Source organism: Klebsiella sp. YJ, assembly GCF_002108615.1.
GTDB classification, from domain to species: domain Bacteria; phylum Pseudomonadota; class Gammaproteobacteria; order Enterobacterales; family Enterobacteriaceae; genus Klebsiella; species Klebsiella planticola.
The window spans coordinates 111,910-132,902 of sequence record NZ_MTEG01000012.1 but is presented as its reverse complement, the minus strand read 5'-3'; the positions used below and the strand labels follow the sequence as shown (position 1 = coordinate 132,902).

Here is a 20,993-nt window from a genome sequence, read left to right as displayed (position 1 = left end):
GCACTAGTTCGTTAGTACATTCTTCGATTCAGCCCCATGATGTCCATGATTTTAGTTGCAATTTCTTCAACCGAATAATTGGTGCTATTCAGGCACGGAATTTTATTCTTGCGATACAGGGCCTCAACCTCGGTCACCTCCATGCGACACTGGCGCATCGACGCATAGCGGCTGTTTTCACGGCGTTCTTCGCGGATCGCGGCCAGCCGTTCCGGATTAATGGTTAAACCGAACAGCTTATGTTGTAAGGGCTTGAGCGAGGCCGGGAGGATCAGGTTGTCCATATCGTCGGCGATAAACGGGTAGTTTGCCGCGCGGATACCGTATTGCATCGCCAGGTAAAGACTGGTCGGGGTTTTGCCGCAGCGCGAGACGCCCAGCAAAATGACCTGTGCCTGATCGAGATTACGCAGCGAGATACCGTCGTCATGGGCGAGGGTGTAATCAATCGCCGCAATACGTGCATCGTATTTGTTGAGGTTACCCGGCGTCAGGCCGTGGGTGCGGTGCGCGATCGGCGTCGGGTCGAGCCGGAGTTCCTGCTGAAGCGGGGCCACCAGGGCCTGCACAATATCCTGACAAAACCCCTCACTTTGCAAAATAATATCGCGAATTTCAGGGATAACGATGGAGTAGAACACCAGCGGGCGGATGCCGGTCTGCTGATAGATGGCGTCAATTTGTTCCTTAACTGCCCGCGCGCGGCTGATATTTTCGACGAACGGCAGCGTAAAACTGCTGATAGCGACCGGGAATTGCGACATCACCGCATGCCCCAGGACTTCGGCCGTAATGGCGGTACCGTCAGAAATATAAAATACGTGGCGATCTACAGCACTTTCCATTTTGACCATCCGGTATAATGAGTTTAATTATCTGAAAGCAGAAATTAAATTTAAGCATATCCCTTTAGGCTTTGTCTCACTTTTAAAAATGAAACGGTATTTTTATTTTTAATGAAAAGGATGGTTCAGTTTTCGATTTTGCCGGCATTTTGTATCTTATTGCAGCAGATTTCAGCAGAATCATTAGCTTAGCTATATCGGGAAAACTATCCTAAAAATGAAAAATAATTTGCTTGAACGATTCACCGTTTTTTTCAGCCGCATAAATATGTCAGGATAAATCCCGTAGTTGATCGTGAGTTTTTTATCACTGGTATTAAATCACAAAAGGATTGTCTCGATGTCCAACAATGGCTCGTCACCGCTGGTGCTTTGGTATAACCAACTCGGCATGAATGATGTAGACAGAGTTGGGGGCAAAAATGCCTCCCTTGGTGAAATGATTACGAATCTGTCCGGTATGGGTGTTTCCGTACCGAACGGGTTTGCCACCACCGCTGATGCCTTCAATCAGTTCCTGGACCAAAGCGGTGTCAACCAGCGTATTTATGAACTGCTGGATGAAACCGACATTGACGACGTTTCCGCATTAGCGAAAGCGGGCGCCCAGATCCGTCAGTGGATCATTGATACGCCGTTCCAGAGCGAACTGGAAGACGCCATTCGTGATGCTTATACACAGCTGTCCGCGGATAATGCCGAGGCCTCCTTTGCCGTGCGTTCCTCCGCCACGGCGGAAGATATGCCGGATGCCTCCTTCGCCGGGCAGCAAGAGACATTCCTCAACGTGCAGGGCTTTGATGCCGTGCTCGTCGCGGTGAAGCACGTGTTTGCTTCGCTGTTTAACGATCGCGCGATCTCCTATCGCGTGCATCAGGGTTATGACCACCGCGGCGTGGCGCTATCCGCCGGGGTTCAAAGGATGGTGCGTTCCGACCTCGCCTCATCCGGCGTCATGTTTTCCATTGATACCGAGTCCGGCTTTGACCAGGTGGTATTTATTACCTCCGCCTGGGGACTTGGCGAAATGGTGGTGCAGGGCGCGGTGAACCCGGATGAGTTCTACGTGCATAAACCGACGCTGGCGGCGGGTCGTCCGTCTATCGTGCGCCGTACCATGGGGTCGAAAAAGATCCGCATGATTTACGCGCCGACCCAGGAACATGGCAAGCAGGTGCGTATCGAAGACGTTCCGCAGGCGCAGCGTGACATTTTCTCGTTAACCAACGAGGAAGTGCAGGAGCTGGCGAAGCAGGCGGTGCAAATTGAGAAGCACTACGGCCGTCCGATGGATATCGAATGGGCGAAAGATGGCCATACCGGCGAGCTGTTCATCGTCCAGGCGCGTCCGGAAACCGTACGTTCACGCGGCCAGGTGATGGAACGCTATACCCTGCATGCGCAAGGGCAGATTGTGGCTGAAGGCCGCGCGATCGGCCATCGCATCGGGGCCGGTCCGGTGAAAGTCATTCACGATATCAGTGAAATGAACCGCATCGAACCGGGCGACGTGCTGGTCACCGACATGACCGACCCGGACTGGGAACCGATCATGAAGAAAGCCTCGGCGATCGTCACCAACCGCGGCGGCCGTACCTGCCACGCGGCGATTATTGCCCGCGAGCTGGGGATTCCGGCGGTCGTTGGCTGCGGTGACGCGACCGATCGCATTCAGGAAAACCAGAACGTGACCGTCTCCTGTGCCGAAGGCGATACCGGTTACGTCTACGCCGAACTGCTCGACTTCAGCATTAAGAGCTCAAGCGTCGGGGAAATGCCGGACCTGCCGCTGAAAATCATGATGAACGTCGGTAACCCGGATCGCGCATTCGATTTCGCTTGTCTGCCGAACGAAGGCGTTGGTCTGGCGCGTCTGGAATTCATCATCAACCGTATGATTGGCGTCCACCCGCGCGCGCTGCTGGAGTTTGATGACCAGGAGCCGGCGCTGCAGAACGAAATCCGTGAGTTGATGAAAGGCTACGACTCGCCGAGAGAGTTCTACGTCGGTCGTCTGACCGAAGGGATTGCGACCCTCGGCGCGGCGTTCTATCCGAAGCGGGTAATCGTGCGTCTGTCCGACTTCAAATCTAACGAATACGCCAACCTGGTGGGCGGCGAGCGTTATGAGCCGGAAGAGGAAAACCCGATGCTCGGCTTCCGCGGCGCCGGTCGCTACGTCTCCGACAGCTTCCGCGATTGTTTCGCGCTGGAGTGCGAAGCGGTGAAGCGCGTGCGCAACGATATGGGGCTGAGTAACGTCGAAATCATGGTGCCGTTTGTCCGCACCGTCGCCCAGGCGAAAGCGGTGGTGGAAGAGCTGGCGCGCCAGGGGCTCAAGCGCGGCGAAAACGGGCTGAAAATCATTATGATGTGTGAAATTCCATCGAATGCGCTGCTGGCCGAACAGTTCCTTGAGCACTTTGACGGTTTCTCCATTGGTTCAAACGATATGACTCAGCTGGCGCTGGGCCTCGATCGCGACTCCGGCGTGGTCTCTGAGCTGTTTGACGAACGTAATGACGCGGTGAAAGCGCTGCTGTCGATGGCGATTCGCGCGGCGAAGAAGCAGGGCAAATACGTCGGTATTTGCGGCCAGGGTCCTTCTGACCACGAAGATTTTGCCGCATGGCTGATGGAGGAAGGGATTGATAGTCTGTCTCTGAACCCGGATACCGTGGTGCAAACCTGGCTTGGTCTGGCTGAACTGAATAAGTAAGCCCGCGCTTTAAATCCCCCCAATCCCCGTCAGCAATGGCGGGGATTTTTTTATTTTCGGCGCGTGCCGACCGCTATTGACAGCCGTACGTGCAAACAAGCGGAGATAGCGCCGCGGCGGCTAATGGCAACGAAGTAAAAAAAAAGCCCATCGTGGGAGATGGGCAAAGACTACACACAGCAATTCGTTGTTTCACTCAGGGGATTTCCATGCTTATAAATCAAGGTGTTGATCTATAACCGTGCCCTAATAGTAGACACAGCCTTTTTTTGCGTCGATCAGATTCATCTCAATAGTTAAACAGGTGTGAAGAATATGCTGATTGCGTAACGTGAGGGAGGGGATTACGGGGGAGAGCAGTATTATTTTTATCAGTTTTTCTTATGATTAAGGCGGGTTTCCCCGCCTCGATTTTTTACTTTTCGCTGTTGATATTACTGACGTTTAACGCTTCAAGTTCCGCCAGCACCTGATCGGGATCTTTCGGCGGCGGCGGAACCTCCTGCAGCCAGGCATCAAACAGGCGCCAGGAGACGGCGAGCAGCACCGGACCGATAAACAAGCCGATCATCCCGAAGGCGATCAGCCCGCCGATAACGCCGGAGAGAATCAGGATCATCGGCAGGTCGGCGCCCATACGAATCAGCATCGGGCGGATAACGTTATCCATGGTCCCCACCACGCAGCTCCATACCAGCAGCACCGTGCCCCAGGTGGTATCTCCGGACCAGTAGAGCCAGATAATCGAGGGGACCAGGACCAGCAATGGCCCCAGCTGTACCAGGCAGGTGAAGATCATGACCACGGTCAGCAGCGCGGCGTAAGGGACGCCGCTAATCGCCAGGCCTATCCCTCCGAGCACCGCCTGAACCAGCGCCGTCACCACCACGCCCAGCGCCACGGCGCGAATGGCCTGACCGGCCAACAGGACCGCCGCATCGCCGCGTTTTGCTGCCAGACGCGTTGCGAAATAACGGAATCCATAGGCGACTTTCTCACCCTGCCAGTACAGCAGAGCGCTGAACAACAGCATCAGCCCGCAATAAACCAGCAGTTTGCCGATATGCGCCGCCTGACCGACGAACCAGGTGGTGGTGGTGCCGATATAGGGACGAATTTTGGCCATAATGGCCGCACCGCCCATATCCAGCAGGCCGTGCCAGGCAGCATAGAGCTTGTCGCCAATCAGCGGAACGCTATTGAGCCAGGCGAAATCCGGCAGCGTGACATTCCCGGTGGAGATCAGTTTTATCAGCGGAATACTGTTATCTACCAGGCTATTTACCAGCAGCGCAATCGGGATGACAAACAGTAAAAACAACAGCACGGTCATGACCAGCACGGCGAGGGCGCGTTTACCGAACAGCAAACGCTGCAGATGCAGCAGAACGGGCCAGGTGGCGATGACGACGGTGCCTGCCCAGGCGAAGGACAGAATAAAGGGTTGCACCACCCACAGGCAGGAGATAATTATCAGGGATAAGAACAGTACCGACAGCAGAATTTGCGGTATATCCCGGGGTTGGCGATCGTTAAGCATAAAGAAATTTTACCTTTCCAGTCGCGTCAAAATGCTGACGCCGCGTAAATCCATATACTGATAATAATATCAATAATTTCACGGGCCTGATTTTGCACATAAATCTGGCGGGCGCATATGAAAAAAATGTGATAAAAAGTTGACTGCGCCACGCAATCGTTTAGTTATCCATACACAAAATCATCCGGACGCATCGAGGCGGCGATCGACTCCCGGCTCTCAGGCTTTTTTTGCCCGGCGTGGTGAACGTGGTTTGCATTGCCCGCAAGGGTCAGCTTCACGCAAGGAGTCGGCAGCAAATGCGCCAACAAGAGGCAGTCTGAAGGATGACATCTCTACAACACAACATAGTCAGGCAGGGTCAAGCATTATGATCCCACAAATTTCTCAAGCACCAGGTGTCGTTCAACTGGTATTGACTTTTTTGCAGGTACTGGAGCAGCAAGGATTTACCGGCGATACCGCCACCAGCTATGCCGACAGGCTAACGATGGCGACAGATAACAGCGTTTATCAGCTGCTGCCGGATGCCATTTTATTTCCCCGCTCGACGGCAGATGTCGTCCTGCTGGCGCGGCTCGCCGCCGAAGAACGCTTCAAATCGCTGGTCTTTACCCCGCGCGGCGGCGGCACCGGCACCAACGGCCAGTCGCTGAATGCGGGGATCATCGTCGATATGTCCCGCCATATGAACCGCATACTCGAAATCAACCCGCAAGAGGGATGGGTTCGTGTTGAAGCGGGCGTAATTAAAGATCAGCTGAACCAGTACCTTAAACCGTACGGTTACTTTTTTGCCCCGGAGCTTTCCACCAGCAACCGCGCCACCCTCGGCGGGATGATCAATACCGATGCCTCCGGCCAGGGATCATTGGTTTATGGCAAAACCTCAGACCATGTACTGGGCGTTCGTTCGGTGCTGATGGGCGGCGATATTCTCGATACCCAGGCGATGCCCGTCGCCCTGGCGGAGACACTGAGCCGGGAACAGTCGGCGATTGGGCGGATTTACCGGACGGTATTTCAGCGTTGCAAAGCGCAACGTCAGCTCATTATCGATAAATTTCCCAAACTTAACCGCTTCCTGACCGGATATGACCTGCGCCACGTCTTTAATGATGACATGAGCGAGTTCGATCTGACCCGTATTCTCACCGGCTCGGAAGGGACGCTGGCCTTTATCACCGAAGCGCGTCTCGATATTACCCGTCTGCCGAAAGTGCGCCGTCTGGTGAATATCAAATACGATTCGTTTGACTCCGCGCTGCGCAACGCGCCGTTTATGGTCGAGGCGAAAGCGCTGTCGGTGGAAACCGTCGATTCAAAAGTCCTTAACCTGGCGCGCGAAGATATCGTCTGGCATTCGGTCAGTGAGCTGATTACCGATGTCCCGGATAAAGAGATGCTGGGGCTGAATATCGTCGAATTTGCCGGCGATGACGCGGCGCTTATCGACAACCAGGTGACCACGCTGTGTCAGCGCCTTGATGAGCTGATTGCCGCCAGCGAAGCGGGCGTCATCGGCTGGCAGGTCTGCAACGAACTGGACGGCGTTGAGCGCATCTACGCGATGCGTAAAAAAGCGGTGGGGCTGCTGGGGAATGCCAAAGGTGCCGCCAAGCCGATTCCCTTTGCGGAAGATACCTGCGTGCCGCCGGAACATCTGGCCGATTATATCGTCGAGTTTCGTGCGCTGCTCGACAGCCACGGCCTGAGCTACGGTATGTTTGGCCACGTAGACGCCGGCGTTCTGCACGTGCGTCCGGCGCTGGATATGTGCGATCCGCAGCAAGAAGTGCTGATGAAACAGATCTCCGACGAGGTCGTGGCGCTGACCGCCAAATACGGCGGCCTGCTGTGGGGTGAACACGGCAAAGGCTTCCGCGCCGAGTACAGTCCGGCATTCTTTGGCGAAGAACTTTACGGCGAGCTGCGCAAAGTCAAAGCGGCATTCGATCCGCACAACCGTCTTAACCCGGGGAAAATCTGTCCGCCGGAAGGCGTAGAGGCGCCGATGATGAAAGTGGATGCCGTGAAGCGCGGCACCTGGGATCGGCAGATCCCGATTGCGGTGCGCAGCGCATGGCGCGGTGCGATGGAGTGTAACGGTAACGGCCTGTGCTTTAACTTCGATGTTAAAAGCCCGATGTGTCCGTCGATGAAGGTCAGCAATCACCGTATCCACTCGCCGAAGGGGCGCGCAACGCTGGTGCGCGAGTGGCTGCGCCTGCTAGCGGATCGCGGCATCGACCCCAATCAGCTGGAAAAAGATCTGCCGGAAAAACGCGCCAGCCTGCGTACGCTGGTGGCGCGGACCCGCAACAGCTGGCACGCCCGCAAGGGGGAATATGACTTCTCCCATGAGGTCAAAGAGGCGATGTCCGGCTGTCTGGCCTGTAAAGCGTGCTCTACCCAATGTCCGATTAAAATCGATGTTCCGGAATTCCGCTCACGCTTCCTGCAGCTTTACCACAGTCGCTATTTGCGGCCGGTTCGCGATCATCTGGTGGCAACGGTGGAATCCTATGCGCCGCTGATGGCCCAGGCGCCGAAGACCTTCAACTTCTTTATTAACCAGCCGTGGATGCGCAAGCTGTCGGAGAAGCACATAGGGATGGTGGATCTGCCGCTGCTCTCGACGCCGTCGCTGAAGCAGAGAATGGTGGGACATCGCTCGGCAAACATGACGCTGGAGCAGCTGGAAACGCTCAGCGCTGAGCAGAAAGCCAAAATGGTACTGGTGGTGCAGGATCCGTTCACCAGCTACTACGACGCGCAGGTGGTGGCTGATTTTGTTCGTCTGGTTGAAAAAGTAGGCTACCAGCCGGTACTGCTGCCGTTCTCGCCAAACGGCAAGGCGCAGCACATCAAAGGGTTCCTCTCGCGCTTTGCGCGTACGGCGCAGAAAACCGCAGATTTTCTCAACCGCGTGGCGCAGCTGGGCATGCCGATGGTTGGCGTCGATCCGGCGCTGGTGCTGTGCTATCGCGATGAGTACAACCAGGTTCTGGGTGACAAACGAGGGGATTTCCGCGTGATGCTGGTGCACGAGTGGCTGCCGCAGGCGCTGCCGGAAGCTCGCGAACAGGAGAATGGCGGCGAAGCGTGGTATCTGTTTGGTCACTGTACGGAAGTCACGGCGCTGCCCGCGGCGCCGAAGCAGTGGGCAGAGATTTTTGCGCGCTTCGGCGCGAAACTGGAAAACGTCAGCGTGGGCTGTTGTGGGATGGCCGGCACCTACGGTCATGAGGTAAAAAACCATGCCAACTCGCTGGATATCTACGCGCTTTCCTGGCAACAGGCGATCCAGCGTTTACCGCGCAACCGTTGCCTGGTGACCGGATATTCCTGTCGTAGTCAGGTGAAACGCATTGAAGGCAGCGGTGTTCGTCATCCGCTGCAGGCGCTGCTGGAGATTATTGGATGATTTGGAAACGTCAGACAACGCTGGAACAGCTTAACCGCATGGGCGAAGGCAATATGGTCGGGCTGCTGGATATTCATTTTGATAGCTTCACCGATGATACCATCGAAGCCACCATGCCGGTGGATAGCCGCACCCATCAACCGTTTGGTCTGCTACATGGTGGAGCATCGGTGGTACTGGCGGAAACGCTGGGCTCGGTTGCCGGCTATTTGTGCAGTGAAGGCGAGCAAAAGGTGGTAGGGCTGGAGGTCAATGCCAACCACATTCGCTCGGTGCGCGGTGGTCGGGTCAGGGGCGTCTGTAAAGCGCTGCATGTCGGTTCGCGCCATCAGGTGTGGCAGATTGAAATTTTTGATGAACAGGGGCGCCTGTGCTGCTCCTCGCGCCTGACCACGGCGGTCGTCTGAGATAGCCACAGCGCGCTGAGATTCTTCTCATCCAAATATAAGGGGGAATATATTTCCCCCTTATATTCAGCAGATTTTATTGTGTTTCATCCTTAATCGTTTCAGTGGGACCATTCTTCTGCACTGAGGCAATTCCTTTTTTCGCCGCTTCCTTCGAGGAATACATTTCACTGGTGGCAATGGTTTCATGGTTATCCGCTTTTAGCAGGAAATACCATGGCTGGGAAACGCTTTTCTCCGATTTTTTAATAACGTAATACCCCATTCTTAACTCCTTTGCGCATTAGCATCGACACCATGATATGTAGACCATCGCGGCTTATACAGCAAGTCATCGGCGCTAAAAATATAATTCATGAATTATTCACGCTACTTATGCTACTATTTTAAGTACGAAATATTTGTGCGTAACGAAGAGGACGGAGTTAACTATGGGTATCATTTCCTGGATCATTTTTGGTCTTATTGCCGGTATTTTGGCTAAGTGGATTATGCCAGGCAAAGACGGCGGCGGGTTTATCGTCACTATCGTTCTGGGGGTCATTGGTGCGGTTGTCGGTGGTTGGATCAGTACGTTTTTTGGCTTCGGCAAGGTCGATGGCTTTAATTTCGGCAGCTTTGTCGTGGCGGTAATCGGTGCATTAGTCGTGCTGTTTATCTACAGAAAGATTAAGAGTTAATATACCGTCATCATACCTGTATCCTCATCGCCGTGGGTGATGAGGATATAGACATTGAGCACTAAAGCAGACGCAAAATAAAAGCTGCCACGTTAACTGGCAGCTTTTTTTATGAGGCTGGCATCAGCCGCTCAAGGCTACCGGTATATGGCCCGGGATAACTCAGGGCATATCGGGAGCGGGAACAACTTCCACGCGCACTTCATAATGTTTAGCGCTACCTGTCGGGATCAGCGCGGTCAGTTTATTAATGGTCTCAGCCGGGTTATCGGTGGCAACCGTTGCAGAGAATAATACCGGTTTTCTCGGCGGGAATGGCGGCAGAGGCATAGGCATTGGACCACGCCCTTGCGGCATCTCCATCACCGGCTGTCCGGCATTATTACCGGCGGGAGCAGGGCCGTCATTTTTATCTGCCGCAAATGCGCTGGCCGCGACAATTGACGCGGTGGCTAACAGAGCAATGATTGTTCCTTTCATCTTCGTTACCTCGTTGGAATGTGGCTGGAATCTTAGAGGTAACGTCATTGACGAACAATCCCACGGCGGGCAAATCCTCCAAAACTCCTCATTTCATAACGAATGTGAAGCTCCGGCGTGGGAAGCAGGGTTTGTGGCTGGCTTAGTTCAGCAGTACGCTCATAACCAGCAGTACCACCATGCACATCGACATAATACTGATATCTATCATCCGGTACGGACAAACTCCAGGTAAGCAGTGCCTCCGACACAGGGTCGAAAACTGTAGGAAATTTAGCCGGGAATTGTACATCAATTTACCAGTAGAGAAAAAACCTTTATTCCTGGTTTTTGTCCGAATTTAACATGATAACCGCTTCGCTTTACCGGATAACAAATAGCCATCCAGAAGGATAGTTATAGATAATGCTAAAGGGGTAGATCGGATAGCGCCTTGCCATCAAACGGTACAAACAACAAGCTATTGATTTGACAGTAAGTGCTACTGATGCTGAATGGACTATTTTCGATTTCAAAAATAGGTATTTCCGATGCACCTTTCCCATTGCCCGTCACACCCAGATAAAACGCTAAATAACTTATTATTTATCAATATATTAAATTACAAAATAGTCACCTGATAACCTGCAGGTGAGGGTCTATGCTTATAAAAAGCGAGATAAAAGGGTTCGCATGGGGAATATCCCTTCTCCGGCTGGGTTGAAGTGATAATCGTTATCATTAACATGGTCGTATGCCCTTATGGCGCTAACCAATGAGGTAGAGCGATGGAATTAGATACAGGAACCTTCAATCCCGATGAATTTAGCTGGCAGGGTCTGATGATGACCCCCGCGGCAGCCGCCCATATTCGCGACCTGGTGAGTCAACAGCCCGACAAGCAGGGGTTGCGTCTGGGGATTAAAACCAGCGGCTGCGCCGGTTTTGGTTACGTACTCGAGCTGATTGCCGAACCGGCAGAAGACGACCTGCTGTTTGAGCGCGACGGGGCGAAACTCTGGGCGCCGCTGCAGGCGATGCCGTTTATCGACGGGACGGAGCTGGATTATGTTCGGGAAGGATTAAATGAAATCTTTAAGTTTCATAACCCGAAAGCGCAGCACGAATGCGGCTGCGGCGAAAGCTTTGGGGTTCAGGCGGAGTAACTATGTCTCGTAATACTGAAGCAACTGACGATGTCAAAACCTGGTCCGACGGGCCGCTCAATTATAAAGAAGGCTTTTTTACCCGCTTAAAGACCGATGAGCTGGCGAAAGGCATCAACGAAGAGGTGGTGCGCGCCATTTCCGCCCGCCGCAACGAGCCCGAGTGGATGCTCGAGTTCCGTCTAAAGGCGTATCACGCCTGGCTGGAGATGGAAGAACCGCACTGGTTGAAAGCGCACTATGAAAAGCTCAACTACCAGGATTACAGCTATTACTCGGCGCCGTCCTGCGGTAACTGCGATGACACCTGCGCCTCTGAGCCAGGCGCGGTGCAGCAAACCGGCCCCGGCGCCTACCTGACTCAGGAAGTCGAAGAGGCTTTCAACCTGCTGGGCGTACCGGTACGCGAAGGGCGCGAAGTCGCGGTTGACGCGATTTTTGACTCCGTTTCGGTAGCGACAACCTACCGGGAAAAACTGGCGGAGCAGGGGATTATCTTCTGTTCGTTTGGTGAAGCGATCCACGACCACCCGGAGCTGGTGAAGCAATATCTCGGCACCGTGGTGCCGGGGAATGACAACTTTTTTGCCGCCCTGAATGCGGCGGTGGCCTCTGACGGCACCTTTATCTACGTACCAAAAGGGGTGCGCTGCCCGATGGAGCTGTCGACCTATTTCCGCATTAATGCGGAAAAAACCGGCCAGTTCGAACGCACCATTCTGGTGGCCGATGAAGGCAGCTACGTCAGCTATATCGAAGGGTGTTCCGCCCCGGTGCGCGACAGCTACCAGCTGCATGCGGCGGTGGTCGAGGTGATTATTCACAAAGATGCCGAGGTGAAATATTCCACGGTGCAGAACTGGTTCCCCGGAGATAACAACACCGGCGGGATTTTGAACTTCGTCACCAAACGCGCGCTGTGCGAAGGCGAAAACAGCAAGATGTCCTGGACGCAGTCAGAAACGGGGTCGGCCATCACCTGGAAGTATCCGAGCTGCATTCTGCGCGGCGATAACTCCATCGGCGAATTTTTCTCCGTGGCGCTGACCAGCGGGCACCAGCAGGCAGACACCGGCACCAAGATGATCCACATCGGCAAAAACACCCGCTCGACGATTATCTCGAAAGGGATTTCCGCCGGCAAAAGCCAGAACAGCTACCGTGGGCTGGTCAAAATTATGCCGACGGCCACTAACGCGCGTAACTTCACCCAATGTGACTCGATGCTGATTGGACCGGACTGCGGGGCGCATACATTCCCGTACGTGGAGTGTCGCAACGACAGCGCGCAGCTGGAGCACGAAGCCACCACCTCGCGGATCGGCGAAGACCAGTTGTTCTACTGCCTGCAGCGCGGCATCAGCGAAGACAATGCCATCTCGATGATCGTCAACGGCTTCTGTAAAGATGTCTTCTCAGAGCTACCGCTGGAGTTTGCCGTCGAAGCGCAAAAACTGCTGGCTATCAGTCTGGAACACAGCGTCGGCTAAGCACCAGGCTTTACGAATTAAGGGAAATGAGATGTTAAGTATCAAAAACTTGCAGGTCGCCGTTGAAGACAAAGAGATCCTGCGCGGATTGAATCTGGAAATCCGCCCTGGCGAAGTGCACGCCATTATGGGGCCGAACGGCTCCGGCAAAAGCACCCTTTCTGCGACGCTCGCCGGGCGTGAGGACTATGAGGTCGTCGGCGGTAGCGTGGAGTTCAAAGGCAAAGATTTGCTCAGCCTGGCGCCGGAAGACCGTGCCGGTGAAGGCATTTTTATGGCCTTCCAGTACCCGGTGGAGATTCCCGGCGTCAGCAATCAGTTCTTCCTGCAGACTGCGCTTAACTCGGTGCGCGACTATCGCGGCCAGGAAGAGTTAGACCGTTTCGACTTCCAGGATCTGATGGAAGAGAAAATCAAGCTGCTGAAGATGCCGGGAGATTTGCTGACCCGTTCGGTCAACGTGGGCTTCTCCGGCGGTGAAAAGAAGCGCAACGATATCCTGCAAATGGCCGTGCTGGAGCCGGACCTGTGCATCCTTGATGAATCGGATTCAGGGCTGGATATTGACGCCCTGAAGATCGTCTCTGACGGCGTCAATGCGCTGCGCGATGGCAAGCGCGCATTTATTATCGTCACCCACTACCAGCGTATTCTCGACTATATCAAGCCTGATTACGTCCACGTGCTCTATCAGGGGCGAATCGTCAAATCCGGCGATTTTACCCTGGTCAAACAACTGGAGGAGCAGGGCTATGGCTGGCTTACCGAACAGCAGTAACGCGCTGCAGCAGTGGCATCATCTGTTTGAGGCGCAGGGCGAGCGGCGAACGCCCGAAGCCCGCCAGCATCTCCAGCAGGTACTGCGCCTCGGTCTGCCGACGCGCAAACATGAAGACTGGAAATATACGCCGCTGGATACCCTGACCAAAGGCACGTTTGTCGCGCTTGAGCCGGGTACCTTAACGGCGACAGAGCGGGATCAACGGGCGCTGTCGGTGGACGCCTGGCGGCTGGTCTTCATCGACGGGCAGTTCAGCGAGACGTTAAGCGACAACCTGGCCGACAGCGGCTACGACGTCAGCGTGACGGCCGATCGTCAGGGATTGCCTGACGCGGTGCAGCCAGAAGTGTTCCTGCATCTCACAGAGAGCCTGGCTCAGACGGTGACGCGAATCCGCGTAACACGCCATCAGCGGCCCACTAAGCCGCTGCTGCTCATGCATGTGACGCGTGGAGGAACGGGCGACGACGTGAATACCGCGCACTATCGCCATCATCTTGAGCTGGAGAGCGGCGCCGAAGCCACGATTATCGAGCACTATCTGAGCCTGGATGAACAGCGCCACTTTACCGGCGCGCGTCTGACGATGTCGGTGGCGGATAATGCCCATCTGCAGCATATCAAACTGGCGTTTGAAAATGCGCAGAGCAACCACTTTGCCCACAACGATCTCGCGCTGGGCCGCGACGCTTCGGTCTTCAGCAGCAGCTTTCTGCTTGGCGGCGCGGTGCTGCGCCATCACACCAGCACCCAACTGCTGGGAGAGAACAGCACCCTGCGGATCAACTCCCTGGCGATGCCGGTCAACAATGAAGTCTGCGACAGCCGAACCTGGCTCGATCATCGCGTTGGCTACTGTAATAGCCGCCAGCTGCATAAGACCATCGTCAGCGATAAAGGGCGGGCGGTGTTTAACGGTCTGATTAATGTCGCGAAGCACGCGATTAAAACCGACGGTCAGATGACCAACAATAATTTGCTGCTCGGGCGCCTGGCTGAAGTGGACACCCGGCCGCAGCTGGAAATTTATGCCGACGACGTCAAGTGTAGCCACGGTGCTACCATCGGGCGCATCGACAACGAACAGCTGTTCTATCTCCGTTCGCGTGGCATTCCCCATCGGGCGGCGCAGCATATGATCCTGTACGCTTTCGCCGCCGAGCTGACGGAAGCGATTGGCGATGAGACGCTCAGGGCGCAGATTCTGGCGCGTATTGGCCAACGTCTACCGGGAGAAAAAGCATGACATTTTCTGTAGAACGGATACGCGCGGATTTTCCGCTGCTTAGCCGGGAGGTCAACGGTCAGCCGCTGGTCTACCTCGACAGCGCCGCCAGCGCGCAAAAACCAGAGGCGGTAATTCGCGCCGAGGCGGAGTTTTATCGCCACGGCTATGCCGCCGTCCATCGCGGTATCCATACGCTGAGCGCAGAGGCGACGGCGCGGATGGAACAGGTGCGTCAGCAGGCCGCGCGGTTCCTGAATGCCCGCTCAGCGGAAGAGCTGGTGTTCGTCCGGGGGACCACCGAAGGGATCAATCTGGTGGCCAACAGCTGGGGGAACGCCAACGTCGGCGCCGGCGATAACATCATCATCAGCGCCATGGAGCACCATGCGAACATCGTCCCCTGGCAGATGCTCTGCGCCCGGGTGGGCGCCGAGCTGCGGGTTATCCCGCTCACTCCGGACGGCACTCTGCAGCTGGATGCCATTCCGCCGCTGTTTGATGAGCGAACCCGCCTGCTGGCCATCACCCAGGTTTCCAACGTACTGGGGACGGAGAACCCGCTGGCGGCCTTGATTCCGCTAGCCCGCCAGCATGGGGCGAAAGTGCTGGTGGACGGGGCGCAGGCGGTGATGCACCACGCGGTGGATGTGCAGGCGCTGGACTGCGATTTTTATGTTTTCTCCGCCCATAAGCTGTACGGCCCGACCGGAATTGGCATTCTGTATGCCAAAGAGGCGCTGCTGCAGGAGATGCCGCCGTGGGAGGGGGGCGGGTCAATGATTGCCACCGTCAGTCTGACCGAAGGGACGACCTGGGCGAAAGCGCCGTGGCGCTTCGAGGCGGGCACGCCCAATACCGGCGGGATTATCGGCTTTGGCGCCGCGCTGGAGTATGTCAGCGCGCTGGGGCTGGCGCACATTGGCGAATATGAACAGACGCTGATGCGCTACGCCTTGCAGGCGCTGAAGGCAGTGCCTGATTTAACCCTGTATGGCCCTGACGAGCGACTGGGGGTGATAGCCTTTAACCTTGGCGCTCATCATGCCTATGACGTGGGCAGCTTCCTGGATAATTACGGCATTGCCATACGCACCGGTCACCATTGTGCGATGCCGCTGATGGCGTTTTACAACGTACCGGCCATGTGTCGGGCTTCGTTGGCGATGTACAATACCACGGAAGAGGTGGATCGCCTGGTCGCAGGACTGCAGCGCATCCACACGCTATTGGGCTAAAGGAAGCAATCATGGCGGCATTACCGGATAAAGACAAACTGCTGCGCAACTTTAGTCGTTGCGCGAACTGGGAAGAGAAGTATCTCTATATTATCGAACTCGGCCAGCGGCTGGCGCCGCTGAGCGCCGAAGAGCATACCGCGCAAAATATCATTCAGGGCTGCCAGAGCCAGGTGTGGATCGTGGTAGAACAAGGGGAAGCCGGAGGGCTATCGCTGCGCGGCGATAGCGATGCGGCGATCGTCAAAGGGCTGATTGCCGTGGTCTTTATCCTCTACGACCAGATGACGGCCAAGGATATCACCGACTTTGACGTGCGGCCGTGGTTTGAAAAAATGGCGTTGACCCAGCATCTTACCCCTTCGCGATCTCAGGGCCTGGAAGCCATGATTCGCGCAATTCGCGCGAAAGCCGCAAATCTTAGCTAGAATAAACAGGTAGATTTCATTCTGTTAGGTCAGGCCGGGGAGATCCCGGCCCGACGGCAGATCCTGGCGTTTTATCAGCGAAAGAAGGAATCTCAGTATGAAACGCGCATCTCTTATCACCGTAGCCCTTCTGACCGCCCTCAGCGTCTCACACGGCGCCTGGGCGGTAGATTATCCACTTCCCCCGGCTAACAGTCGGCTCATTGGCCAGAATCAATGGTGGACGGTACAGGAAGGGGATCGCAATCTGCAGGCGATTGCCCGCCATTTCGACACGGCGGCGATGCTGATTCTCGAAGCGAACGACACTCTTGCGCCGGTGGAACCGAAACCCGGGACTCAGGTATTAATTCCTTCGCAGATGCTGCTGCCGGATGTGCCCCGGGAAGGTATCGTCGTGAACCTGGCGGAACTGCGGCTGTACTACTTCCCGCCGGGACAGAACCAGGTTCAGGTTTATCCGCTGGGTATTGGTCAGCAAGGGCTGGAGACACCGGAGATGACCACGCGCGTCGGGCAAAAGATCCCCAATCCGACCTGGACGCCGACGGCAGGCATCCGCGCGCGTTCGCTGGAGAAAGGCATCAAGTTGCCGCCCGTGGTGCCGGCCGGGCCGAATAACCCGTTAGGGCGCTATGCGCTGCGCCTGGCGTACGGCAACGGCGAGTATCTTATCCACGGTACCAGCGCACCGGATAGCGTTGGCCTGCGGGTCAGCTCGGGCTGTATGCGCATGAACGCCGCGGACATCCAGGCGCTGTTTAGTCAGGTAAAAACGGGGACGCCGGTTCGCGTTATCAACCAGCCGGTGAAATTTGCGATTGAGCCGGACGGTAAACGCTATGTCGAAGTTCATCGGCCTCTGACGCAGGATGAAGCGGGCAACACCCGGACGATTCCGCACACGCTGCCAGCGGCCTTCCATCAGTTTGCCGGAGATAAGACCGTAGACGATGCGCAGCTTAAGAAAGCGCTGTCCCGACGCGCGGGTTATCCGGTGGTGGTCTCCACGGGCAATGAGGCGGCGAGCAGCGCAGCGATATCGACGATGTCGGTGCAGAATGGCACGATGGACGAAGCGAAAAGGGTGCAGTAGCGCGAGACGGAAGGGAACAGAGGACAAAAAAAATGGCGCACAATGTGCGCCATTTTTATTACACAGGTACTATTACTTACGGTATTTAGTAGCCTGGTTGTCCAGACGCTGGTTAGCGCGTGCTGCGTCGTCTTTAGCAGCCTGGACGTCAGAACGCATTGCGTTCACGTCGTTGCTCAGCTGGTCAACTTTAGCGTTCAGAGTCTGAACGTCAGAAGACAGCTGATCGATTTTAGCATTGCTGGAGCAACCAGCCAGCAGAGTAGAACCCAGGATTACCGCGCCCAGTACCAGTTTAGTACGATTCATTATTAATACCCTCTAGATTGAGTTAATCTCCATGTAGCGTTACAAGTATTACACAAACTTTTTTGGGATGAGAATATTTTTTTACGGTAATACGCTTATTTTTGATCGTTCGCTCAAAGAAACATCGAATTTGGCAGATTAGTTTAAAAATCTTTGTGAAAACAGCACGCTTCCATCGGATTCATCTTAGATAATCTCTTATTAAATAGTAAATTCCGATTTGCATTTTTATTAAGAGTAGCTAGTGATTGAATAAAAAAAAAGCGCCTGCGAAGAGGCGCCTTTAAAAAACGAATTAACCTGTAAATTATTACAGCACGTGCACGGAGGCTGTATTGGTGGTTCCGCTCGGGACCAGGGCGCCAGAGACCATGACAACCACGTCGCCTTTACGCGCCAGGCCGCTCTGCAGCGCCAGTTCTTTACCCAGGATGTAGAAATCATCGGTAGAGGAGAGCTGGTCAACCAGCTGCGGCACCACGCCTTTGGTCAGCACCAGCTGACGGGCAGTGGTTTCGTTGGTGGTCAGCGCCAGGATGGTGGCGTCCGGGAAGTATTTACGCACGGCACGCGCAGATTTACCGCCCTGGGTCGCGACAACAATCAGCGGAGCTTCCAGTTTTTCTGCGGTTTCTACCGCACCACGGCACACGGCTTCGGTGATGCGCAGTTTGCGGTTGTCGTTGTTGAATTCCAGACGGCTGGTCATCACGCGATCGGTACGCTCGCAGATGGTGGCCATGATGGTGACCGCTTCCAGCGGGTATTTCCCTTTGGCGGATTCGCCAGACAGCATTACCGCATCGGTACCGTCGAGGATGGCGTTCGCCACGTCGCCGGCTTCAGCGCGGGTCGGACGCGGGTTTTTGATCATCGAATCCAGCATCTGCGTTGCGGTGATAACCACTTTACGCGCGCGGATACATTTTTCGATAATCATCTTCTGGGCGAAGATAACTTCTTCAACCGGGATTTCAACGCCCATGTCGCCACGAGCAACCATGATGCCGTCAGACGCTTCGAGAATCTCGTCGAAGTTGTTCAGGCCTTCCTGGTTTTCAATTTTGGAGATGATCTGGATGTTTTCGCCGCCGTGAGCTTTCAGGTGCTCGCGGATTTCGACGACGTCAGAACGCTTACGGATAAAGGAAGCAGCAACGAAATCAACGCCTTGTTCGCAACCGAAGATCAGGTCCTGCTTGTCTTTTTCAGCCAGCGCCGGCAGGGCAATAGAAACGCCCGGCAGGTTTACGCCTTTGTTTTCGCCGAGGTCGCCGTTGTTCAGCACTTTACAGATGACGTTCTTACCTTCAATGGCAGTCACTTCCATGCCGATCAGACCATCGTCGACCAGAACGGTGTTACCGACGGACAGGTCGGTAGTGAAACCTTCATAGGTCACGGCGACGATTTCGTTGTTGCCAACGACGGATTTATCGGTAGTGAAGGTGAATGTCTGACCTGCTTTCAGGGAGACGTCATTGCCGCCTTCCAGCTTGATGGTACGAATTTCCGGGCCTTTGGTGTCCAGCAGGATAGCCGCTGTCTTACCGGTTTTGCTCAGCACGTTACGCAGGTTCTTGATGCGTTGACCGTGTTCAGCATAGTCACCGTGAGAGAAGTTCAGACGCATGACGTTCATGCCCGCGTCCAGCATTTTGGACAGCATCTCTTCGGATTCGGTTTTCGGACCGATGGTGCAAACAATTTTGGTCTTTTTCATGAAAGTTTTAGTCTTTAAGTTGTGAAGGATATGGAAATCTCGCTCCGTTGGCGCGCGGCCGTGGAGTCAAACCTGTATTGCGAAAGTTGCTATGCCACGCTCTAAGGATAGGTGACAACAAAAGAGCGTGCAGAAGAAAGTATGCTGGCGGTTCAGCCCATGAAAAGAGGCAGTATTTTATGCGTTTAGTTGTGCAGTCCAATGTGCTGAAACCATTCAAGAAAGAATCGGTGTGCATTATACGACGCTGGAACAAAAAAAGAAAATGAAAACGACGTTTCATTCTTTCCCATAAAAATGTAACAAAACTCAAACTAATCTAAATCTTCTTCGCAACACATTTTTTCACCAGCCGACAAAAATCAACGCCGCTATTGCGCGAATTTTCTCGCGGTTAGCTACTGGAAATGGCGCACTGGTGCAAAAATAGTTCGCTGGTTTGATTTATCACGAAAACATATCAATAATAATTTGATTGATAATGATAATTTGTGAGTCGAAAAGAATGGGAAATAAAGCCAGAGACGACGAGTTGTACCAGGAAATGTGCCGGGTGGTGGGGAAAGTGGTGCTTGAAATGCGCGATCTCGGCCAGCAGCCAAAACATATCGTGATCGCCGGGGTGGTACGTACCTCGCTGGCCAATCCGAAAATCTCCCGTTCTGAACTGACCAAAGAAGCGATGGCGAAGGTTATCCACGCCTTATCCGGGCACGATTAACCTTCCCGGCGCGCGGATTGCACAGGCTCAGGAAATCACAAAACGCACGACCGCTTTCACCGCGATATCGCAGTGGTGGGCGACCATCTCTTCATCGTCGATAGCCGGCAGCGGGTCGTCGAGGAAGAGACTGTTGAAGGTGTAAAAGTTCGACACCTGATAAAAGCTAAAGCTGCTGATCAGACGATGAACATCCCGCGCCTGCAGACCCTCCTGAAAAATTCCCTGCTGCTGCCCGCGCTGCAGAATATCCTCCAGAATCGACAGGGCGGTTCGATTCAGCGGCTTCAGCTGACCTGACGACTGTAACCACTTACCGCGCTGCATATTCTCCATACAAATCACCCGCATAAAGTCCGCATGGGTGGCGTGATAACGCACGCTCCAGCGCACCAGCTGCACCAGCGCTTCGACCGGCGGAAGCTGTTCCAGCCCGAGCTGCTGTTCCGTCTCGCGAATGCGCGCATAGACATGCTGCAGTACCTCCTGGTACAGCTGCTCCTTGGTTTTGAAGTAGTAAACCACCATGCGTTTGGTTGTCTGCGCCTCGGTGGCAATTTGTTCCATGCGCGCCCCGGACAGCCCGTGTTCGGCAAAGACGACGATTGCGGCGGTGAAAATCCGCTCCTTCAGGGACTGTGCTTCATCATGAGCCACGACAGACATAACCACTCCTTTTTTCTGAGAGACAAAAAATACACATAATGATCACAAATTAGCAACCTTGTATGGCGCAAAT

20 protein-coding genes and 1 other RNA gene are annotated in these 20,993 nt (G+C 54.7%); 12 read left to right on the top strand and 9 right to left on the bottom strand.

Features of this window, described 5'->3' with window-relative positions; genetic code table 11:
* Positions 1-11: 11 nt before the first annotated feature.
* Positions 12-845 carry a posphoenolpyruvate synthetase regulatory kinase/phosphorylase PpsR gene (gene ppsR, locus BV390_RS14115; protein ID WP_004863318.1) on the bottom strand — a complete coding sequence of 278 codons (834 nt, stop codon included), beginning with the start codon at positions 843-845 and terminating at the stop codon, positions 12-14.
* A 340-nt stretch (positions 846-1,185) separates the two neighbouring features.
* On the opposite strand from ppsR, the gene ppsA reads away from it, so the two are divergent.
* Positions 1,186-3,564 carry a phosphoenolpyruvate synthase gene (gene ppsA, locus BV390_RS14110; protein WP_032697375.1) on the top strand — a complete coding sequence of 793 codons (2,379 nt, stop codon included), beginning with the start codon at positions 1,186-1,188 and terminating at the stop codon, positions 3,562-3,564.
* 135 nt (positions 3,565-3,699) lie between these two features.
* On the opposite strand, the gene rprA is transcribed toward ppsA, so the two are convergent.
* Both rprA and ydiK read right to left on the bottom strand, forming a co-directional pair.
* Positions 3,700-3,807: antisense sRNA RprA (rprA, locus tag BV390_RS14105), an RNA gene on the bottom strand.
* 172 nt (positions 3,808-3,979) lie between these two features.
* Entirely contained in the window at positions 3,980-5,104 is a 1,125-nt protein-coding gene (gene ydiK / locus BV390_RS14100) for an AI-2E family transporter YdiK (protein WP_085397046.1), read from the bottom strand.
* A gap of 370 nt (positions 5,105-5,474) precedes the next feature.
* On the opposite strand from ydiK, the gene ydiJ reads away from it, so the two are divergent.
* Positions 5,475-8,531, top strand: a complete 3,057-nt coding sequence (gene ydiJ, locus BV390_RS14095) for a D-2-hydroxyglutarate dehydrogenase YdiJ (protein ID WP_032699522.1) — start codon at positions 5,475-5,477, stop codon at positions 8,529-8,531.
* On the top strand, positions 8,528-8,938 hold the full coding sequence (menI, locus tag BV390_RS14090) for a 1,4-dihydroxy-2-naphthoyl-CoA hydrolase (RefSeq protein WP_032687144.1): 411 nt from the start codon (positions 8,528-8,530) through the stop codon (positions 8,936-8,938). Before ydiJ ends, menI begins: the two co-directional genes overlap by 4 nt.
* 76 nt (positions 8,939-9,014) lie before the next feature.
* On the opposite strand, the gene BV390_RS14085 is transcribed toward menI, so the two are convergent.
* Positions 9,015-9,203, bottom strand: a complete 189-nt coding sequence (locus tag BV390_RS14085; RefSeq protein ID WP_032687145.1) for a YegP family protein — start codon at positions 9,201-9,203, stop codon at positions 9,015-9,017.
* A gap of 166 nt (positions 9,204-9,369) precedes the next feature.
* Between BV390_RS14085 and BV390_RS14080 the strand changes: the two genes are divergently transcribed.
* A complete protein-coding gene (locus BV390_RS14080) occupies positions 9,370-9,618 on the top strand; it encodes a GlsB/YeaQ/YmgE family stress response membrane protein (protein ID WP_004863295.1) in 249 nt (82 codons plus the stop codon).
* A gap of 162 nt (positions 9,619-9,780) precedes the next feature.
* Here the strand turns inward: BV390_RS14080 and BV390_RS14075 are convergent, their stop codons facing one another.
* Positions 9,781-10,098: a hypothetical protein gene (locus BV390_RS14075; RefSeq protein ID WP_032687146.1), complete on the bottom strand. Its 318-nt coding sequence runs from the start codon at positions 10,096-10,098 to the stop codon at positions 9,781-9,783.
* Positions 10,099-10,865: 767 nt separating this feature from the next.
* On the opposite strand from BV390_RS14075, the gene sufA reads away from it, so the two are divergent.
* The 7 genes from sufA to ldtE all read left to right on the top strand — a co-directional run bounded on the left by sufA (position 10,866) and on the right by ldtE (position 17,501).
* Positions 10,866-11,243, top strand: coding sequence for a Fe-S cluster assembly scaffold SufA (gene sufA / locus BV390_RS14070; protein ID WP_032687147.1), 378 nt, complete (start codon positions 10,866-10,868; stop codon positions 11,241-11,243).
* A gap of 2 nt (positions 11,244-11,245) precedes the next feature.
* Positions 11,246-12,733, top strand: coding sequence for a Fe-S cluster assembly protein SufB (gene sufB / locus BV390_RS14065; RefSeq protein ID WP_015584111.1), 1,488 nt, complete (start codon positions 11,246-11,248; stop codon positions 12,731-12,733).
* A 31-nt stretch (positions 12,734-12,764) separates the two neighbouring features.
* Positions 12,765-13,511, top strand: a complete 747-nt coding sequence (gene sufC / locus BV390_RS14060; RefSeq protein ID WP_032697372.1) for a Fe-S cluster assembly ATPase SufC — start codon at positions 12,765-12,767, stop codon at positions 13,509-13,511.
* On the top strand, positions 13,486-14,760 hold the full coding sequence (gene sufD / locus BV390_RS14055) for a Fe-S cluster assembly protein SufD (protein ID WP_032699524.1): 1,275 nt from the start codon (positions 13,486-13,488) through the stop codon (positions 14,758-14,760). The genes sufC and sufD overlap by 26 nt, the downstream gene beginning before the upstream one ends.
* Positions 14,757-15,977, top strand: a complete 1,221-nt coding sequence (sufS, locus tag BV390_RS14050) for a cysteine desulfurase SufS (RefSeq protein WP_032687151.1) — start codon at positions 14,757-14,759, stop codon at positions 15,975-15,977. Before sufD ends, sufS begins: the two co-directional genes overlap by 4 nt.
* 11 nt (positions 15,978-15,988) lie before the next feature.
* Entirely contained in the window at positions 15,989-16,405 is a 417-nt protein-coding gene (gene sufE, locus BV390_RS14045; RefSeq protein ID WP_032687152.1) for a cysteine desulfuration protein SufE, read from the top strand.
* A gap of 97 nt (positions 16,406-16,502) precedes the next feature.
* Positions 16,503-17,501, top strand: a complete 999-nt coding sequence (gene ldtE, locus BV390_RS14040; RefSeq protein WP_032687153.1) for a L,D-transpeptidase LdtE — start codon at positions 16,503-16,505, stop codon at positions 17,499-17,501.
* A 72-nt stretch (positions 17,502-17,573) separates the two neighbouring features.
* Here the strand turns inward: ldtE and lpp are convergent, their stop codons facing one another.
* From lpp to ynhH, 3 genes are all read right to left on the bottom strand, one after another.
* Positions 17,574-17,810 carry a murein lipoprotein Lpp gene (gene lpp, locus BV390_RS14035; protein WP_001082307.1) on the bottom strand — a complete coding sequence of 79 codons (237 nt, stop codon included), beginning with the start codon at positions 17,808-17,810 and terminating at the stop codon, positions 17,574-17,576.
* A gap of 310 nt (positions 17,811-18,120) precedes the next feature.
* Positions 18,121-19,533, bottom strand: coding sequence for a pyruvate kinase PykF (gene pykF, locus BV390_RS14030; RefSeq protein WP_015584114.1), 1,413 nt, complete (start codon positions 19,531-19,533; stop codon positions 18,121-18,123).
* Between the two features lie 7 nt (positions 19,534-19,540).
* The gene (gene ynhH / locus BV390_RS32100) at positions 19,541-19,771 is read right to left on the bottom strand and encodes a protein YnhH (RefSeq protein WP_421669044.1); all 231 of its coding nucleotides are present in this window, start codon (positions 19,769-19,771) and stop codon (positions 19,541-19,543) included.
* Positions 19,772-20,038: 267 nt separating this feature from the next.
* On the opposite strand from ynhH, the gene fumD reads away from it, so the two are divergent.
* Positions 20,039-20,254 (top strand): fumarate hydratase FumD, encoded by a 216-nt coding sequence (fumD, locus tag BV390_RS14025; protein WP_085397045.1) that lies wholly within the window; start codon positions 20,039-20,041, stop codon positions 20,252-20,254.
* A 27-nt stretch (positions 20,255-20,281) separates the two neighbouring features.
* On the opposite strand, the gene BV390_RS14020 is transcribed toward fumD, so the two are convergent.
* Positions 20,282-20,920, bottom strand: coding sequence for a TetR/AcrR family transcriptional regulator (locus BV390_RS14020; protein ID WP_032687155.1), 639 nt, complete (start codon positions 20,918-20,920; stop codon positions 20,282-20,284).
* Positions 20,921-20,993 lie beyond the last annotated feature (73 nt).

What these genes read in the sequence shown, in the direction of transcription:
- BV390_RS14075 (WP_032687146.1), bottom strand. Translation starts at nt 10,098, where the DNA reads ATGAAAGGAACAATCATTGCTCTGTTAGCCACCGCGTCAATTGTCGCG.
- lpp (WP_001082307.1), bottom strand. Translation starts at nt 17,810, where the DNA reads ATGAATCGTACTAAACTGGTACTGGGCGCGGTAATCCTGGGTTCTACT.
- ynhH (WP_421669044.1), bottom strand. Translation starts at nt 19,771, where the DNA reads ATGCACACCGATTCTTTCTTGAATGGTTTCAGCACATTGGACTGCACA.
- BV390_RS14085 (WP_032687145.1), bottom strand. Translation starts at nt 9,203, where the DNA reads ATGGGGTATTACGTTATTAAAAAATCGGAGAAAAGCGTTTCCCAGCCA.
- ldtE (WP_032687153.1), top strand. Translation starts at nt 16,503, where the DNA reads ATGAAACGCGCATCTCTTATCACCGTAGCCCTTCTGACCGCCCTCAGC.
- sufS (WP_032687151.1), top strand. Translation starts at nt 14,757, where the DNA reads ATGACATTTTCTGTAGAACGGATACGCGCGGATTTTCCGCTGCTTAGC.
- ppsR (WP_004863318.1), bottom strand. Translation starts at nt 845, where the DNA reads ATGGAAAGTGCTGTAGATCGCCACGTATTTTATATTTCTGACGGTACC.
- ppsA (WP_032697375.1), top strand. Translation starts at nt 1,186, where the DNA reads ATGTCCAACAATGGCTCGTCACCGCTGGTGCTTTGGTATAACCAACTC.
- sufE (WP_032687152.1), top strand. Translation starts at nt 15,989, where the DNA reads ATGGCGGCATTACCGGATAAAGACAAACTGCTGCGCAACTTTAGTCGT.
- ydiK (WP_085397046.1), bottom strand. Translation starts at nt 5,104, where the DNA reads ATGCTTAACGATCGCCAACCCCGGGATATACCGCAAATTCTGCTGTCG.
- sufC (WP_032697372.1), top strand. Translation starts at nt 12,765, where the DNA reads ATGTTAAGTATCAAAAACTTGCAGGTCGCCGTTGAAGACAAAGAGATC.
- sufA (WP_032687147.1), top strand. Translation starts at nt 10,866, where the DNA reads ATGGAATTAGATACAGGAACCTTCAATCCCGATGAATTTAGCTGGCAG.
- menI (WP_032687144.1), top strand. Translation starts at nt 8,528, where the DNA reads ATGATTTGGAAACGTCAGACAACGCTGGAACAGCTTAACCGCATGGGC.
- pykF (WP_015584114.1), bottom strand. Translation starts at nt 19,533, where the DNA reads ATGAAAAAGACCAAAATTGTTTGCACCATCGGTCCGAAAACCGAATCC.
- sufD (WP_032699524.1), top strand. Translation starts at nt 13,486, where the DNA reads ATGGCTGGCTTACCGAACAGCAGTAACGCGCTGCAGCAGTGGCATCAT.
- BV390_RS14020 (WP_032687155.1), bottom strand. Translation starts at nt 20,920, where the DNA reads ATGTCTGTCGTGGCTCATGATGAAGCACAGTCCCTGAAGGAGCGGATT.
- sufB (WP_015584111.1), top strand. Translation starts at nt 11,246, where the DNA reads ATGTCTCGTAATACTGAAGCAACTGACGATGTCAAAACCTGGTCCGAC.
- BV390_RS14080 (WP_004863295.1), top strand. Translation starts at nt 9,370, where the DNA reads ATGGGTATCATTTCCTGGATCATTTTTGGTCTTATTGCCGGTATTTTG.
- fumD (WP_085397045.1), top strand. Translation starts at nt 20,039, where the DNA reads ATGGGAAATAAAGCCAGAGACGACGAGTTGTACCAGGAAATGTGCCGG.
- ydiJ (WP_032699522.1), top strand. Translation starts at nt 5,475, where the DNA reads ATGATCCCACAAATTTCTCAAGCACCAGGTGTCGTTCAACTGGTATTG.